Source organism: Acidisphaera rubrifaciens HS-AP3, assembly GCF_000964365.1.
Taxonomy (GTDB): Bacteria; Pseudomonadota; Alphaproteobacteria; order Acetobacterales; family Acetobacteraceae; genus Acidisphaera; species Acidisphaera rubrifaciens.
The window spans coordinates 1-2217 of the sequence record NZ_BANB01000764.1 but is presented as its reverse complement, the minus strand read 5'-3'; the positions used below and the strand labels follow the sequence as shown (position 1 = coordinate 2217).

Here is a 2217-nt window from a genome sequence, read left to right as displayed (position 1 = left end):
GGAGTCGTTGCGGGTCGGCGACCATCTGCTGGCGGTGGACGGGCGGGCGGCGCCCATCGTCTGGATCGGTCGGCGGACGATCGCGTCCGCGTCCGCGCCGTTGCCCGCGCGACTGCGGCCAGTCCGCGTGCGCGCCGGCGCCTTTGCCCCGGGCGTGCCGTCGCGCGACCTGTATCTGTCTCCCGACCATGCGGTGTACGCCGAGGGTGTGCTGATTCCGGTCAAGTATCTGCTGACCGGTGACGCGGTGGCGTCGGTCGCGGTGGACGTCGTCACCTACCTGCATGTCGCGCTGGACCGGCATGACGTGGTGCGCGCCGAGGGGCTGCCGGTCGAAACCTATCTGGAGATTGCCGGCAGGGATTTCGGGGACGCCGCCGCCGGTTTCGACCTGGGCGGGGAAGCGGCCCCTGAGGCCGCGTTGGTCAGCGCGCGGCGGGAGGCGGCAGCCTGCGCGCCGCTGATGGTGACCGGGCCGGCCGTGGCAAAGGTGCGCATGCGGCTGGCCGCACGTCAGCGCGACGCGGCGGCCTACGCGGGGCCGGCCGGCGCGGTTGCGGGCGCGGGTGTCGGCGCGGGGGCCGGCGCCGGGTGCAGCAGGCTGGACAGGGCGCTTGCCATTTCGGTCGGCACCAGCACGGTGGTCCCGCGCTCCTTGTTCATCTCATAGAGCAGGTTCATCTGCCGCAGCTGCAGGGCCACCGGGTTCGACGCATAGATCTCCGCCGCCGCCGCCACCTGCCGGGCGATCGCGGTTTCGGCCGAGGCCAGGGTGACGCGGGCGTCCTTCTCCCGCTCGGCCTGCGCCTGCCGGCTCATGGCGTCCTGCAGGGCGGCGGGGATGACCACGTCGCGGATTTCCACCGCCTGCACGGTGATGCCCCACACCGCCGTCTTCTGCGCGATCGACGCCTGCAGCTGCGTATCGGCCTCGTGCCGGTCGGCGAGCAGGCGCGACAGCTCCGTCGCGCCGATCATCTCGCGCAGCGTGGTCTGGCACACGCGCTCGATCGCCTCGCGGTAGTTGATGATGTTCACGGCGGCGGCGCGCGCGTCGTGCACGCGCCAGAACACGATCGCGTCCACCCCGACCGAGACGGTGTCGCGGGTGAGCGCCTGTTCGGCGGTGATGGAGATGGTCTGTATGCGCAGGTCGACCAACGCGGCGACGCGTTCGACCAGCGGGATCAGCAGAAACAGGCCCGGCCCGCGCACGCCCGCGAAGCGGCCGAGGCGCAGGACCACGGCGCGGTCCCATTCCTTCGCCACGCGCACGCTGCGGAGCAGGATGACGAGGACGGCAACGATCAGGACCGGGATCAGGGCGGCCATCGCGGTCGCATGCTCCTCGGCTTGCGTGTCGGAACCGTAAACGCCGCCCGCCGCCATGGCCATGGCGGTGCCGCGCGCAGCCTGCCGCCGGGGTCAGCCCGGCGGGCGACGATCAGGTCGCGTCGTCGCCGGGCGCCGGCTGGGCGGCCGGGGCGAAGCGGCTGCGCAGCAGACCGAGGCCGATATCGGTCAGGCTCTCGTGCGACGGCACCTGACCGTCGGGGGTCATGCCGTCCACCACCTGCGGCAGATGGGTGGCGAGCTGCTGCAGCAGGTCGCCGACCGGCAGGCCGGTATGCGCGGCCAGCTGCTGGACCAGCTCCGGCCCGAGTGCCGCGTGCAGGTCCGACGGATCGACCGGCTGGTTACCGCTGCTGTTCGAGACCCAGGACTGCACGACGTCGCCGAGGCCTGCCTGATTGAGGTGCTCCACCAGGCCGGACAGCGCGCCCGGCTGGCTGAGCAGGCCGACCAGGGCGCCGGGGACGTTGGTGGCCTGAGCCGGCGGCTGACCGGGAACCTGGCCCTGCTGCTGGGCGGAGCCGCCCAGCAGCGAACCGACGATATCGCCGAACAGGCTCACGAATGCTTGGCGGTCGAGGACGACGCGCCGCTATGCGTGTGGGGGTGGTGCGTGCCCGACTTGTGGTAGCCGGCGGCCGTCGCCTCGGCCATGCACATGTAGCTGCCGTGCTTGCCCTTGCCGTAGTAGCGGTCGCCGCTCAGGTGGAATGCCTTCGAGTTGTGGTTCGCCCACACGACCTTGTCGCCCGGGCAATGCGCGCGGGCCTCGGCCTCGGTGGTGAAGCGGCTGGCGCCGGCGGCGGAGGCCGACGGCTTCGCCGGCATCGCGGGCTTCTCGCTGCCGGCCGTCGGCGCGGCGGC

The 2217-nt window shown here is 72.6% G+C and carries 2 protein-coding genes and 2 pseudogenes; 1 reads left to right on the top strand and 3 read right to left on the bottom strand.

The window, feature by feature from the left end; genetic code table 11:
* Positions 1-34 precede the first annotated feature (34 nt).
* A pseudogene (locus tag B8460_RS23485) lies at positions 35-289 on the top strand (Hint domain-containing protein); the annotation flags it as partial.
* Between the two features lie 242 nt (positions 290-531).
* Here B8460_RS23485 and B8460_RS17415 read toward each other — a convergent pair.
* The 3 genes and pseudogenes from B8460_RS17415 to B8460_RS17405 form a co-directional block, all read right to left on the bottom strand.
* The gene (locus B8460_RS17415; protein ID WP_199445686.1) at positions 532-1332 is read right to left on the bottom strand and encodes an SPFH domain-containing protein; all 801 of its coding nucleotides are present in this window, start codon (positions 1330-1332) and stop codon (positions 532-534) included.
* 112 nt (positions 1333-1444) lie between these two features.
* Positions 1445-1915: a YidB family protein gene (locus B8460_RS17410; protein ID WP_048862889.1), complete on the bottom strand. Its 471-nt coding sequence runs from the start codon at positions 1913-1915 to the stop codon at positions 1445-1447.
* A pseudogene (locus B8460_RS17405) lies at positions 1912-2217 on the bottom strand (hypothetical protein); the annotation flags it as partial. The pseudogene B8460_RS17405 and the gene B8460_RS17410, both read right to left, overlap by 4 nt.